9 protein-coding genes and 2 pseudogenes are annotated in these 13,622 nt (G+C 72.2%); 9 read left to right on the forward strand and 2 right to left on the reverse strand.

What is annotated here, in order from left to right; translation table 11 throughout:
* Positions 1–36: 36 nt before the first annotated feature.
* On the reverse strand, positions 37–774 hold the full coding sequence (locus H9Y04_RS34655) for a Mut7-C RNAse domain-containing protein (RefSeq protein WP_187818120.1): 738 nt from the start codon (positions 772–774) through the stop codon (positions 37–39).
* Positions 775–1,020: 246 nt separating this feature from the next.
* Here H9Y04_RS34655 and H9Y04_RS34660 point away from each other — a divergent pair, with 246 nt between their 5' ends.
* From H9Y04_RS34660 to H9Y04_RS34675, 4 genes and pseudogenes are all read left to right on the forward strand, one after another.
* A complete protein-coding gene (locus H9Y04_RS34660; RefSeq protein ID WP_187818121.1) occupies positions 1,021–1,515 on the forward strand; it encodes a hemerythrin domain-containing protein in 495 nt (164 codons plus the stop codon).
* 543 nt (positions 1,516–2,058) lie between these two features.
* On the forward strand, positions 2,059–3,528 hold the full coding sequence (locus H9Y04_RS34665) for a DEAD/DEAH box helicase (protein WP_187818122.1): 1,470 nt from the start codon (positions 2,059–2,061) through the stop codon (positions 3,526–3,528).
* A gap of 91 nt (positions 3,529–3,619) precedes the next feature.
* A pseudogene (locus H9Y04_RS34670) lies at positions 3,620–3,901 on the forward strand (CBS domain-containing protein); the annotation flags it as partial.
* Between the two features lie 84 nt (positions 3,902–3,985).
* A complete protein-coding gene (locus H9Y04_RS34675; RefSeq protein ID WP_187818124.1) occupies positions 3,986–4,294 on the forward strand; it encodes an SCO5918 family protein in 309 nt (102 codons plus the stop codon).
* Positions 4,295–4,449: 155 nt separating this feature from the next.
* Here the strand turns inward: H9Y04_RS34675 and H9Y04_RS34680 are convergent, their stop codons facing one another.
* Positions 4,450–5,046, reverse strand: coding sequence for a short chain dehydrogenase (locus H9Y04_RS34680; protein WP_187818125.1), 597 nt, complete (start codon positions 5,044–5,046; stop codon positions 4,450–4,452).
* 70 nt (positions 5,047–5,116) lie between these two features.
* On the opposite strand from H9Y04_RS34680, the gene H9Y04_RS34685 reads away from it, so the two are divergent.
* The 5 genes and pseudogenes from H9Y04_RS34685 (at position 5,117) to H9Y04_RS34705 (ending at position 13,525) form a co-directional block, all read left to right on the forward strand.
* Positions 5,117–5,986 (forward strand): LysR family transcriptional regulator, encoded by an 870-nt coding sequence (locus H9Y04_RS34685; protein ID WP_187818126.1) that lies wholly within the window; start codon positions 5,117–5,119, stop codon positions 5,984–5,986.
* 128 nt (positions 5,987–6,114) lie between these two features.
* Positions 6,115–7,242: pseudogene (locus H9Y04_RS34690) on the forward strand (MFS transporter); the annotation flags it as partial.
* Positions 7,243–7,472: 230 nt separating this feature from the next.
* Entirely contained in the window at positions 7,473–9,287 is a 1,815-nt protein-coding gene (locus H9Y04_RS34695) for a glycoside hydrolase family 35 protein (RefSeq protein ID WP_187818127.1), read from the forward strand.
* Complete coding sequence (locus H9Y04_RS34700) at positions 9,287–11,824, forward strand: beta-galactosidase (protein WP_187818128.1); 2,538 nt, start codon at positions 9,287–9,289, stop codon at positions 11,822–11,824. Before H9Y04_RS34695 ends, H9Y04_RS34700 begins: the two co-directional genes overlap by 1 nt.
* Positions 11,825–12,460: 636 nt before the next feature.
* The gene (locus tag H9Y04_RS34705) at positions 12,461–13,525 is read left to right on the forward strand and encodes a LacI family DNA-binding transcriptional regulator (protein ID WP_187818129.1); all 1,065 of its coding nucleotides are present in this window, start codon (positions 12,461–12,463) and stop codon (positions 13,523–13,525) included.
* Positions 13,526–13,622: the final 97 nt, after the last annotated feature.

Raw genomic sequence — 13,622 nt, forward strand, 5'->3', positions numbered from 1 at the left:
GCACGAGAAGGGGCGCGCCGACGGACACCGCCGGGCTCAGTGGGGTGCCGGGCCGCCGAACTCCGCCATCGCCCGAGCCACCGTCTCCTCCAGCTGTACGTGGTGTGCTCCGCGCCAGTAGACCCGCTCGCAGGCCGTGCACTGGGCGAAGACCTGGTGCGTGCGCAGCGTGCCGCCCTCCAGAAGGTGTGCCACGTCCTCCTTGGTGACCGGCGCGAGCTCGCCGTTGCAGAACGTGCACCGCGTCCACGGCCGCAGCTCGGGCCTGAACCGGCCGAGTACATCCCGCAGTTGGTCGTCGGGCCGGTCGCTGTAGACGTAGGCGCCCGCCCACAGCTCACGCCGCCGCAGCAGTCCCCGGTCGCGGCTCAGCAGGACGCGGCGGTCGCGGGCCGAGTACGCGGCGAGCGCGGGGTCGCCGATGTCCTCGGACTCGTATGCCGCGTCCACGCCGAGCAGCCGGAGCCTGCGGGCGAGCGTGCCGAGATGCACATCGAGCAGGAACCGCAGCGGCGCCCCCTCGACGGTCTGCGGGCGCTCCACTTCGTATACGTCGATCACTTCTCCGTGCGCCGGAATGTGCCCGGCCGTCACCTCGCGCCCGTCGACCTCGAGCCGCCCCACCTCGGTGAGCGGCACCCCGAGCGACTCGACGACATGGCCCAGCGTCGAACTCCCGTCGACCGCGGCCGCACTGCGGCCCGCGCGCCGCGCGGCGGGCACGAACACCCCGAGTCCGGGGCCGAATCCGATGCTGATCACTGGTGGCTTCACGGAGCGAGCGTAAGCGCCGTACGGCTTCCGCTTCGAGGGGATATCGAGGGGGACATCGAGGGGTGACGAACGGCGCGGCCGGCTGGTTCCGTCGCGGGACAGCCTTGGGCCGCCCGGGTGTGACCTGCAGGGCGGCCGGCACGAGGCGCGCGGATGCGGGTACGGGCTGAAGGCGTGGGGTGTCCGCCCGGCGGGCACTCGCATCGTCCACCGACTTCGGCCGCCGTTCAGACCCGGGAGCATGGAATGCCGAGCACCAGCAAGGACGTCGTGGAGCTGATCCTCGATGACCACCGCCGCATGGAGGAGCTCTTCCGCGAGATGCGGAGTGTGGAGGCCGACCGGGCCGCGGCCCTGAGCGAGTTCGCCGATCTGCTGATCGCGCATGCGCTCGCGGAGGAGGCCGAGGTGTACCCGGCCCTCAAGCGGTACCGGAACATCGATAACGACGAGATCGAGCACGGCGAGGAGGAGCACGAGGAGGGCAACGAGGCGCTGCTCGCACTCCTGGAGGTGGACGAGGTCGGTTCGGACGCGTGGGACGAGAAGCTGGAGAAGCTGGTCGAGGCCGTCACGCACCACACGGACGAAGAGGAGCGGACCATCCTCAACGGCGCGCGCGAGAACGTGGCGGCGGACCGGCGCGAGGAACTGGGTGCCGCGTTCCTGAAGGAGCGGACCGCCCGGCTCAAGACGGGCCCCGGGGACATCGACAACGTACGGAGCATCGTGAAGGGGTGATATCTGTCGCCGCGCAGTGAGATTTGGCGTGCCGGGCGCGGAATGTTTTTCCCTGAAGACTCAGTGCGGAATTATTTGGCGCCCACCAGGTCAATGCGGCGTGCTACTGTCAGTCTCAGTTGCAGTCATGGTTCCCATATTTCAGCGTTTTCGCCGGCTGTTTCGAGCCCGAGCGCTTCTATATTTCCGGTCATTTCCGGGCGGGGCATCATCGCGGCGACCCGGGCCCGCAGTCGCGGGTTCCGGCGTACTGCCCCGAAGGAGAACGACATGGCATCCGGCACCGTGCAGAACATCGTTCCGGTCTGACCGCGACGCACACTTCGCAGCTGGGGCCCGCATCCCTCGGGGTGCGGGCCCCAGCTGCGAGCATTCCCCACGTTCTTCAATCTCTCGCACTCCGTGCATTTTCCGCAGTGATTTCGCCCTGCGGGATCGCCGGCGCTTCTTCAGCAATCCATTTCGGCCCGTGCCTGTGATTCCCCGCGCTGCTCTTCTGCTGCGGGAATTCCTTGATGCGTGCCGTATCAAGGAAGGTTCTGCATGAACCCCACACGTACGCGTACCGGCAGTCGCTCCTCCGTCCCCCGCGGCCGCTCCGGCGGCCCGCGCCGGCAGGGTGGTCAGGGCCGGCAGGGTGGTCAGGGCCGGCGTCCGGCGGCGGTGCAGGGCGAGTTCGCCCTGCCGGAGACGGTGACGCCTCCGCTGCCCGCCGTCGAGGCCTTCGCCGACCTCGATCTGCCCGGCCCGCTGCTCGCCGCGCTCACCGCGCAGGGCATGAAGGTCCCGTTCCCGATCCAGGGCGCGACCCTGCCCAACACGCTCGCGGGCCGTGACGCCCTCGGCCGCGGACGCACCGGTTCCGGCAAGACGCTCGCGTTCGGCCTCGCCCTGCTCGCCCGCACCGCCGGACAGCGCGCCGAGCCCCGCAGGCCGCTGGCCCTGGTCCTCGTACCGACGCGGGAGTTGGCCCAGCAGGTCACCGCCGCGCTCGCGCCGTACGCCCGCTCGGTCAGGCTGCGCCTTGCCACCGTCGTCGGCGGGATGCCGATCGGACGGCAGGTCAGTGCGCTGCGCGGCGGCGCCGAGGTGGTCGTGGCGACGCCCGGCCGGCTCAAGGACCTCATCGACCGCGGCGACTGCGCGCTGAACCAGGTCGCGATCACGGTGCTCGACGAAGCCGACCAGATGGCCGACATGGGGTTCATGCCCCAGGTCACCGCGCTGCTCGACCAGGTGCGGCCCGAGGGTCAGCGGATGCTGTTCTCGGCCACCCTCGACCGCAACGTGGACCTGCTGGTGCGCCGCTACCTCTCGGATCCGGTGGTGCACTCCGTCGACCCGTCCGCGGGCGCGGTCACCACGATGGAGCACCACGTGCTGCATGTGCACGGCGCCGACAAGCACCGTACGACGACGCAGATCGCGGCACGCGAGGGCCGGGTGATCATGTTCCTGGACACCAAGCACGCGGTCGACCGGCTCACCCAGGACCTTCTGGCCAGCGGCGTGCGCGCGGCGGCGCTGCACGGCGGCAAGTCCCAACCGCAGCGCACCCGGACGCTGTCCCAGTTCAAGACCGGGCACGTGACCGTGCTCGTCGCGACCAACGTCGCGGCGCGCGGCATCCATGTCGACGACCTCGACCTCGTCGTCAACGTCGATCCGCCGGCCGACCACAAGGACTATCTGCACCGCGGCGGCCGCACCGCACGGGCCGGCGAGTCCGGCAGCGTCGTCACCCTGGTCACCCCGCAGCAGCGCCGTGACATGACCCGCCTCATGGCGGCCGTCGGCATCGTGCCGCAGACCACCCAGGTCCGCTCCGGTGAGGCGGAGCTCAGCCGGATCACCGGCGCCCAGGCTCCTTCCGGCATCCCGGTGACGATCACCGCGCCGGTGTCCGAGCGACGCAAGCGCAGTACGAGTACGGGCTCACGCGGCCGGCGCAGCCCCGCCTCGGCCGCCCGGCGCGCGGCCGGCCGGCAGTCCGCCTTCGACGCGGCGGCGTAGCGCGTCCACGACCCCCGGCCGACCGGTGACAACCACCAGGTGGCAGCCGGCAACCGACAGCAAGTCGACCCCGTTCCGCAGGAGGTACGTTTTGACGCTGGTTCAGATGCAGCCCCGCCCGGCCCACACCGTCCCCGGGCCCCGGCACACGGCCGGCGCCCTGGACGCGGGCGCGCCGCGGGTCGGGGACGACATGACCGTCGAGGTCGCGCTGTCCGTCATGGCCGGCGCCCGCACCGGGCATCTGCTCGTGTGCGACGACGACGGTGTGTGCACGGACCTGGTCACCCGGGCGCAGCTCGGCGCGGTCCGCGACAGCTCCGCGTATACGGACCGGATCCGGCTGCGGGACATCCTCGGGGGCCACGGCCCGTCGGCGGACCACCTCGCGCCGGTGCACTGAATCGCCTCACCGCAGCAGAGACGTCCCCCTTCCGTTCCCACCCTGTGAGGCATCATGCGCTGTGTCATCGCCCGCTTCCCGTTCGACCTCACCAAGAGCGGGGTCCTGGAGTCCATGCGGGGCGTCAAGCCCGAGCAGGTCACCGGCGAGTCCGTGATCATCGGGCGTCGCACCTATCCCCTCAAGCAGGTCGGCCAGGTCATCACCCGGCAGGACCGCCGCGACTTCAGCGCCGGTGAAGTGCTCCGGGCCATGACCAAGCTCGGCTTCACCTGCCGCGGTCTGCCCCAGGGCGCGCCCTCGCGCGCGCTCAGCCCGGTGCAGCACGCGTCCGCGATGCTCGGCGCACCCGCGCTCGCCTGACCGACGGGCATCGGCGCTTCCGCACCTGCCTGAACGACGGGCAGGCATCCGCCACCGCCGTCATACGGCAAGGCCCGGCCGGGACGTCCCGGCCGGGCCTTGCCGTATGACGGCGGTGGTCGCAGGGCGGCCGGCGGCCCTGCGCGAAGGCGCCCTTACGGCACGTAAATCTGCCCCGTCTGAGCCCCCTCCACGGACCGTACGTACGCCTGCGCGACATCGGCGAGGTCCACCGGCGGCATGCCCGGGAAGAAGTCCCCGTACCGGTCGAGGCTCTCGGTGAAGACCGTGGGGCTGACCGCGTTGATGCGCTGCGGGGCGATCTCGATGGCGGCGGCCCGGACGAACGCCTCGAGCGCGCCGTTCGCCATGGAGGCGGCGCTGCCCGTGGGGATCGGCTCGCGGGCCAGGACACCGCTGATGAGCGTGAACGAGCCGCGTTCGGCGACATGGGGAACGCCCTGGCGGACCAAGTCGATCTGGCTGAGCACCTTGCCGTGGAAGGCGGCCAGATAGTCCTCCGGGGTCAGCTCGGCGAGCGGCTTGAACGGGGTGTGGCCCGCGGCGCCGACCACGGCGTCCACCCGGCCCGCCCGCGCGTAGAGCTCGGTGACCTGCGCGGGGTCGGACACGTCGCAGCGCAGGTCGCCGCTGCTGCGGCCGACGGTGAGGACGTCGTGGCCGCGGGCGGCGAGGGACTTGTGGACTGCGGTGCCGAGCGTGCCGCCCGCGCCGATGAGGAGAATCTTCATGGCTTCGACGCTATGGCCCGCTCTGCGCGCGAGGGAAATGCCTACTGCGGCGCAGTTATGCTCCAGGGTTATGAATGTGGAGCTGCGGCATCTGCGGGCCCTCACTGCGATCGGCGACGAGGGGACCATCACCGGCGCCGCGGCCGTGCTCCACATCAGCCAGCCCGCGCTGTCGCGCACCTTGGAGCAGCTGGAGAGCCGCGTCGGGGTGCGGCTCGTGGAGCGCACCACGCGCCGCCTCGCCCTCACCGACGCGGGTCAACGGCTTTACGAGCGTGCCCAATTGATCCTGCACCAGGTGGACGACGCCCTCGCGGAGGCCGTGGCGGGCGTGCGGCCGCTGCGGGTCGGTTTCGCCTGGGCGGCGCTCGGCGAGCGTACGGTCCCCGTGCTGCGCGCCTGGCGCGAGGCGCACCCCGGCACCCCGATCGAGGTGCACCGCCGCGCGGACCCGGAGGCGGCCCTGCGCCGCGGAGAGATCGACGCGGCGCTGCTGCGCGCGGACCCCGATCCTGGGGCCGGACTCGCGGTCCAACCCCTGTACCGGGAGCGGCGGTTGGCCGCCCTGCCCGACAGCGACCCGCTGGCCGCGGAGCCCGTCGTACGGCTCGGGGATCTCGTCGAGCGGCCGATGGTCCTGTGCGCCACCGCCCCCACGACCACCGCCGGGCTCTGGCCGGACGAGCGGCGGCCGCGCACGTTCGAGGTGTCCAATGTCGACGAATGGCTCACCGCGATCGCCATGGGCGACGCGGTGGGGGTGACCGCCGAGGCCACCGGGCACAGCCATCCGCACCCGGGGGTCCGGTACGTACCGCTGACGGACGCACCGCCCGTGACCGTCCTGCTCGCCTGGCCGCGTACGCCCACGCATCCGGCCACACCCGCGCTGATCACGCATCTGCGACGGATGGCGGAGGGCGTGCCCGGCCGGGAGTAACTCCCCTTGCAGGTCTTGGACCCACTGTCTTGACGCTCGGAATGTTACCGGTAACACTTCATCGGGTGAGCGACCACACCGCCCGACATCAACGCGCCCGGACCGCCCAACTCCCCGCCCAAGCACCCCTGTTCAGCACAGCCGCCGTCGTCGCCTCCTGCGCCGGATTCGTCCTGATCGGTGCGCTGCAGGCCCTGTACGGTCCGGCGATCCCGGCCTTCCGCGCGGAGTTCGGGCTCTCGCCGTCCGGCGCGGGTCTGGGCCTGAGCGCGCACTTCGTCGGCGGAGTCGCCGGAGTGCTGCTCTTCGACCGGCTCTTCGGGCGGCTCGGCAATCGGCAGATCCTGGCCAGTTCGTACGTCCTGATGGCAGCCGGCGCCGCCGGCTTCGCGCTCGCACCCACCTGGCCGTTCGCCCTGGCCGCCGCGCTGCTCGCCGGGCTCGGCTTCGGCGGGATCGACTACGGCCTCAACCAGCTGTTCGCGAGCGGCTTCGGCCACCGCTCGACCGCGATGCTGAACATCCTCAACGCCCACTTCGGCATCGGCGCGATCCTCGGCCCCGCGCTGATCGGCGCGCTGGGCGCCGCGCACTATCCGGCGGTCTTCCTGGCGTTCGCCGCGGCCAACCTGCCGCTGCTGCTCTGCCTGCGAGGCGTACGCGACAAGGCTCTCGCACCGCAGCAGGAGTCCACGGAGCCCACCGGGGCGCTCGGGCGCAGTCTGGCCTCGGTGCTCGGGGTGTTCATCGCCCTGTACGTGCTGCACGTCGGGATCGAAGCGGGCGTCGGCGGCTGGGAGCCGACGCATCTGGAGGCCGTCGGCTACGGCACCGGGGCCGCGGCGACCGCCACGTCCGTGTACTGGCTGATGATGACGGTGGGCCGGTTCCTGGTCGCACCCCTCGCGCTGCGCCACTCGGCCCAGGCGATCATCACGGTGTCCTGCGCGGGCATGACGATCTGTCTGCTCCTCGCCACGGTCCCCGGACTCTCCCCGTATGCGTACGCGGGGGTGGGCCTGTTCATCGCACCGATCTTCCCGACCGGTCTGCCCTGGCTGCACAAGGCGGCCCCCAAGGCACGGCGGGCCGGCGCCGCGGTGATCGCCGCATCGATGGCCGGCGGTGTGGTGGCCGGACCCGCGCTCGGCAAGGCGATCGAGTGGTCCGGGGTGCGGGCCGTGCCCCTGCTGCTCTGCGGGGTGTCGGCGGTGTGCCTGGCCGCGACGCTGTGGCTGATCCGGGCGACGCGGACGCCGCGCACGCGTATGCACCGTACGCCCCCTCCGCCCTCTGGGGCCCCTGCGCCCTCTGCGCCCTCTGGGGCCCCTCCGCCCTCTGGGGCCCCTCCGCCCTCTGCACCCTCTGCGCCCACTCCGCCCCCTTCGCCCCCTCCACCTCCTTCGCCCCCTCCACCTCCTGCGCCCCCTCCGCCCCGTACAGCCCGTACGCCCTGATGTCCCTCTCACCGAAAGGTCCAGGCCCCATGCCCGCCCTGACGACCACCACCGACGGATTCCTGCTGCACGGCGCCCCCTTCCGGATCATCTCCGGCGCGATGCACTACTTCCGTATCCACCCCGACCAGTGGGCGGACCGGCTGCGCAAGGCGCGGCTCATGGGGCTCAACACCGCGGAGACGTACGTCCCTTGGAACCTCCACCAGCCCGAGCCTGACGGCCCGCTCGTCCTCGACGGGCTGCTCGACCTGCCCCGCTATCTGCGCCTCGCGCAAGAGGAGGGGCTGCAGGTGCTGCTCCGGCCGGGCCCGTACATCTGCGCCGAGTGGGACGGCGGCGGGCTGCCGTCGTGGCTGACCTCGGACCCGGGGATCAAGCTCCGCTCCAGCGACCCGAGGTTCACCGCCGCCATCGACCGCTTCCTCGACCTCCTGCTGCCGCCGCTGCTGCCGCACATGGCCGCGTCCGGCGGCCCCGTGATCGCGGTGCAGGTGGAGAACGAGTATGGGGCGTACGGCGACGACACCGCCTATCTGCGCCACCTCGCCGACGGGTTCCGCGACCGGGGCGTCGAGGAGCTCCTGTTCACCTGCGACCAGGCCAACGCCGAACACCTTGCGGCGGGCGGCCTGCCGGGCGTGCTCGCCACCGCCACGTTCGGCAGCCGGGTCACCGACTCCCTCGACCGGCTGCGCGCGCATCAACCCCAAGGGCCGCTGATGTGCGCGGAGTTCTGGATCGGCTGGTTCGACCACTGGGGCGAGCCGCACCACGGGCGCGATGCCGCCGACGCCGCCGCGGACCTCGAACGGATCCTGGCGGCGGGTGCCTCGGTGAACATCTACATGTTCCACGGCGGCACCAACTTCGGCTTCACCAACGGGGCCAACCACGACCACGCGTACGCGCCGATCGTCACCTCCTACGACTACGACGCACCGCTGACCGAGTGGGGCGACCCGGGCCCGAAGTACCACGCGTTCCGCGAGGTGATCGCCCGCCACGCGCCCGTACCGGAGGAGCCCGCTCCGACACCTGGCCCCAAACTCCCCTATACGGAAGTGGAGTTGACAAGCCGCACCCCGCTGCTCGCGCATCTCGACGAGCTCGCCGAGCGGGTGCACGCCGAACAGCCGCCGACCATGGAGGAGCTGGGGATGCGCTCCGGTTACGTGCTGTACCGCACGGCCCTGCCCGCCGCGGGCGACGGGCTGCTGCACTTCGAGGGGGGTGTGGGCGACCGCGCCCAGGTGTTCGTGGACGGCGCGCCCGTCGGCGTACTGGAGCGCGAACGGCACGAGGAGAGCCTTCCGGTACGGGCGCTGCGCGCGGGCGCGGTGCTCGACGTCCTGGTCGAGAACATGGGCGGGGTCAACTACGGGCCGCGTATCGGCGCGTCCAAGGGCCTGCTCGGCACGGTGCGCTTCGACGGGACGCCGCTCGTGGGGTGGGACTGCCATCTGCTGGCGCTGAACGATGTGGGGCAGGTACCGGACGCGGGGACGGAGGTACCGGGGTCCGCGTCGGGCCAGGTGCCGGACACTGCTCCGGCCTCGTCGCCCGACGCCCACGGCCCCGTCTTCTACCGTGGCGAGTTCACCGTGGACGCCCCCGCCGACACCTTCCTCGCCCTGCCCGGCTGGACCAAGGGCCAGGCCTGGGTCAACGGCTTCCACCTCGGCCGCTACTGGAACCGCGGCCCCCAGCGCACCCTGTACATCCCCGCACCCGTGCTCCGCACCGGCCGCAACGAGCTCGTACTCCTCGAACTGCACGGCACCACCTCCGCGCGCGCCGCACTGACGGCCACGCCGGACCTCGGATACGAGAAGGCCCATTGATGCCCCAGGCCCCATACCGTCTATATGTCCCCGAGCCGGCCACACCCCTGCTCACCGGCCATCTCCCGTTCGCCGACGCCCCTCACGCACCCGACCCGATCGAGGTGACCAGCCGCTATCTCACCCGCGGCGGGCGGCCCTGGTTCCCGGTCTCCGGGGAGTTCCACTACACGCGCTTCCCGGCCGGACAGTGGGAGGAGGAGCTCCTCAAGATGAAGGCCGGCGGGGTCACCGCCGTCGCCTCGTACCTCATCTGGATCCACCACGAGGAGGTGGAGGGCCGCGTCCGCTTCGACGGCGACCGCGATCTGCGGCGGTTCGCCGAGCTGTGCGCGCGGCACGGGCTCGACTTCATCCCGCGCATCGGCCCCTGGTCGCACGCCGAGGTCCGCAACGGTGGTCTGCCCGACTGGCTGCTTGCCCGTGAGGTGACACCCCGTACGGACGATCCCGGCTATCTGACCGCCGTACGGGCATGGTTCGGGGCCGTCGGCGAGCAGCTGAGCGGACTCGACCGGGCGCACGGCGGCCCGATCGTGGCGATCCAGATCGAGAACGAGCTCTACGACCAGCCCGGCCATCTCCTGACCTTGAAGCGGATGGCTCAAGAGGCGGGCCTGTCGGCCCCGTTGTGGACCTCGACGGCGTGGGGCGGGGTGCGGCTGCCGCCCGACGAGCTGCTTCCGCTGTACGGCGGCTACACCGAGACCTTCTGGACGGAGTGGGACGGCGGCTGGCCGGACACCTGCCGCAAGCACTTCTTCTTCACGCACCAGCGCGACGACGAGGGCATCGGCTCGGATCTGCGGCCCACGGCCGTACGCGGCGCCGATCCGCTGCCGACGGACCGATTCCCTTGGGCCACCTGCGAGTTGGGCGGCGGTATGGCGGTCGCGTACCACCGGCGGCCTCGGGTGGACGCGGCAGATCTCGGGGCGCTCGGGCTCACGAAGATCGGCTGCGGGTCGGTGTGGCAGGGCTACTACATGTTCCACGGGGGCACCAATCCGGCCGGCGAGCTCAGCACGCTCCAGGAGTCGCACGCGACGGGCTACCCCAACGATCTGCCCGTCCTCACGTACGACTTCCAGGCGCCGCTCGGCGAGTACGGCCAGGTGCGGCCCTCGTACGGTGAACTCCGCCTGCAGCACCTGATGCTGGCCGACTTCGGGCATCTGATCGCGCCCATGGAGTCGGTGCTGCCCGAGCGGCAGCCGGACGGGCAGGACGACCGCGGGACGCTGCGGTGGGCGGTCCGTGCGGATGCGGGCGGCGCGGGATTCCTGTTCGTCAACAACCACCAGCCGCACGAGGCGTTGCCGGACCATCAGGGGACGAGGTTCGAGGTCTCCTTCTCGCAGGCGGGCCCGCTGTCGCTGCCGAGCACACCGGTGACGGTCCCGGCCGGCGCGTACTTCTGCTGGCCGCTGCGGCTGGACATCGGGGGCCTGCGCCTCGACTGGGCCACCGCGCAGCCGGTGTGCACGCTCGACGACGACGGCCGGCCGCTCCTCATGCTCGCAGCGACGGAGGGCATCGCGCCCGAACTCGCGCTGGACGCAGGCACGGTGGACTCCGTGAGCGTCCTCTCCGGTGACGTGGATGAGGTCGGCGACCGCATCCTGGTGTCGGGGCTGCGGCCCGGCACGGACGCGCTGGTCGAGGTGCGCACGGCGGACGGCGGGCGCGTGGGGCTGCTCGTCCTCGACGCGGCGACGGCACGGACCGCCTACCGGGGGCGGGCCTGGGGAGCGGAACGGCTGGTGCTCAGCGCGGATTCGGTCGTCTTCGACGAGGCGGCGGACGAGGTGCGGGTGCACAGCGCGTCCGGACGGCCGTCGTTCGCGGTGCTGCCGGCCCCTTCGGTTGCGCCGGCTGTGGCGGGGGTGGCCGCCCCTTCGTCCGCGCCGACTGCACCGACGCCACCCGCCCCCTCGTCCGCGCCGACTGCACCGACGCCACCCGCCCCCTCGTCCGCGCCGACTGCACCGACGCCGCCCGCCCCTTCCTCCGCGCCGGCTGTCGCGCGGGCGCGGGTGGGTGTGGCCGCGGACGGGGTGTTCACGCGGTACACCGTCGAGGCCGACGGGCACGGCTCGGGCGCGCTGCCCCTTTCCCTCGTACGGGAAGCAGGCCCCGTCCCCGTAACGGCGACGGGTGTCCTGGGCCGGGCGAGCGCCCCCGCGGACAAGCACTTCGAGTCGGCGGCCGAGTACCGGATCGATGTGCCCGATGAGCTGCTCGCGGACCCGGCAGGCGTGCTCCTGCACCTGTCGTGGAGCGGTGACGTGGGCCGCGCGTACGCGGGCGGCGTCCTGGTCGCCGACCAGTTCCACGCCGGGCGCCCCACGTGGGACATCGCGCTCGACCGGCTGCCGGTCGAGGCGCTGCGTGCGCGGGGCCTGCGCGTACGGGTGCTCGCGCGGGCGGCCGACGCACCCGTGTACGTACCGGAAGGCGCGGGTGACGGGCGGGAGGCCCTGGTCCGGGACGTGACATGGACGAGGGTGCGGACTTGGGGGGTGGGCGTCGCCTGAGGGCCGGTTCGCCTTCGGCTCCCGCCGGGGGGTGCGCGTTTCGTCGGCGGCTTCCTGGCCGGTGGGGGCTTCTTTCATCCGCTGGGATGGCTGAGGCCTGTGGATGGTTGCGCGGACCTCGCGCGGCTCCACTGTCGGCGCCCGCGCCATCGGACTTCTTTTCCCTCATTGCTGTCGGGAAGGGGGTACCCGTTGGGGCGCCTTGCTGTCAGGGAGGGGGTACCCGTTGGGGCGCCTTGCTGTCAGGGAGGGGGTACCCGTTGGGGCGCCTTGCTGTCAGGAAGGGGGTACCCGTTGAGGCGCTGTGACTGCAGTTGCGGGTGTGACGGGAGCAGGGGGAGTCCGGAAGAGTCGTCACCGTAATGGGAGAAAGGAAGCCCGACGGCGGGAGCGCCGAAATCGCACCCGCGCGAGGTCCGCGCAACCATCTACGGACCTCAGCCACCCCAGCGGATGAAAGAGAAACCCACCGGCCGACCAGCCGCCGACGAAACCCGCACCCCCCGGCGGGAGCCGAAGGCGAACCGGCCCTCAGGCGACCCCCACCCACCACCAGCCCGCCATCTGGCCCGCCCCGCCTATCCTGGCGTCCAGCCGGGCCGGTCCACGCCCGGCTGGACGCCAAAGGACCCCGCCATGCCGCCATCGCCCACCGACGGCCCCGCCCCCAAGGGCCGCAGCCGCCGCAACTTCGCCGGTGCGCGGCCCGTGATGGACGACGTGGCACGTCTGGCGCGCGTGTCCAAGCAGACGGTGTCCCGCGTGCTCAACGACCACCCGGCCGTCCGCGCCGAGACCCGCGAAGCCGTACGCGCGGCGATGGACACCCTCGGCTACCGCCCCAGCCGCAGCGCACGTTCGCTGGCCAGCGGGCGCACCCGGATGCTCGGGGTGATCTCCTTCGACGCGGCCCGCTACGGCCCCGCGTCGATCCTCACCGCGATCAACACGGCGGCGCAGGAGGCCGGTTACCTGATCAGCTCGATCGCCGTGGCCACCGCGGACCGCGACACCGTCGTCCGGGCCGCCGCCCGGCTCTCCGCGGAGGGCGCGGAAGGGGTGATCGCCATCGCCCCGCAGCAGTACGTACGCGACGCGCTCGCCGAAGCCCGTATCGACAAGCCCCTCGTCGTCATGGAGAGCGACCTCGGCGGCGGCACCCCGCTGGCCACCGCCGATTCCCGTACGGGAGCACGCAAGGCCACCGAGCACCTGCTCGCGCTCGGCCACCGCACCGTCCACCACATCGCGGGCCCGATGGGCTGGATCTCGGCCGACCTGCGCCTGGCCGGCTGGCGCGAGACGCTGGAGGCGGCGGGCGCGCCGGTCCCCGAACCCCTCGCGGGCGACTGGAGCGCCGACTCCGGCTACGCACTGGGCCGCAACCTGGCCGAACTCCCGGAGGTCACCGCGGTGTTCGCCTCCAACGACCAGATGGCCCTGGGCGCCCTGCGCGCGTTCCACGAGGCGGGCCGGCCCGTGCCCGGCGAGGTGAGCGTCGTCGGCTACGACGACATCCCCGAGGCGGCCCACCTGCTGCCCCCGCTCACGACGGTCCGCACCGACTTCGCCGAACTCGGCACGCGCGCCCTGCACATGCTCCTGCAACGCATCGACGACCCCGCCTCGCCGGACACGGAGACGGTCGTCCCGGTCGAACTGGTGGTGCGCCGCAGCACGGGGCCCGCGGCGCGCACGTAGCCGGGCCCACGCCTCGCAAGCCGCCGAGCTGCACCTCGCAAACAGCAGGCCCGCATTCCGTATGACCGCTCGCGAACTCGGCGTACACGCTGGACAC

Source organism: Streptomyces polyasparticus, assembly GCF_014493765.1.
In the GTDB taxonomy this organism is placed as follows: Bacteria; Actinomycetota; Actinomycetes; order Streptomycetales; family Streptomycetaceae; genus Streptomyces; species Streptomyces polyasparticus.